Source organism: Bacillus cereus group sp. BfR-BA-01453 (genome assembly GCF_022662915.1).
In the GTDB taxonomy this organism is placed as follows: Bacteria; Bacillota; Bacilli; order Bacillales; family Bacillaceae_G; genus Bacillus_A; species Bacillus_A paranthracis.
Genome location: NZ_JAKUEN010000058.1, coordinates 1 through 224, shown reverse-complemented (window position 1 = coordinate 224; position 224 = coordinate 1). Strand labels below are relative to the sequence as shown.

The following is a 224-nucleotide window of genomic DNA, read 5'->3' as shown; positions in this document are numbered from 1 at the left end:
TCAGTTGCTCTACCAATTGAGCTAAGTCGGCTAAATGGTGGAGGATGACGGGATCGAACCGCCGACCCCCTGCTTGTAAGGCAGGTGCTCTCCCAGCTGAGCTAATCCTCCGGATTGCCTGGCAACGTCCTACTCTCACAGGGACAAGGTCCCAACTACCATCGGCGCTAGAGAGCTTAACTTCCGTGTTCGGTATGGGAACGGGTGTGACCTCTCTGCCATCA

General features: G+C 55.8%; 1 tRNA gene and 1 rRNA gene. Both read right to left on the bottom strand.

The features are described from left to right. Window positions 1–35: 35 nt before the first annotated feature. A tRNA-Val gene (locus MR070_RS27015) sits at window positions 36–111 on the bottom strand. A 5-nt stretch (window positions 112–116) separates the two neighbouring features. Further along, window positions 117–224: ribosomal RNA gene (gene rrf / locus MR070_RS27010) — 5S ribosomal RNA — on the bottom strand; the annotation flags it as partial.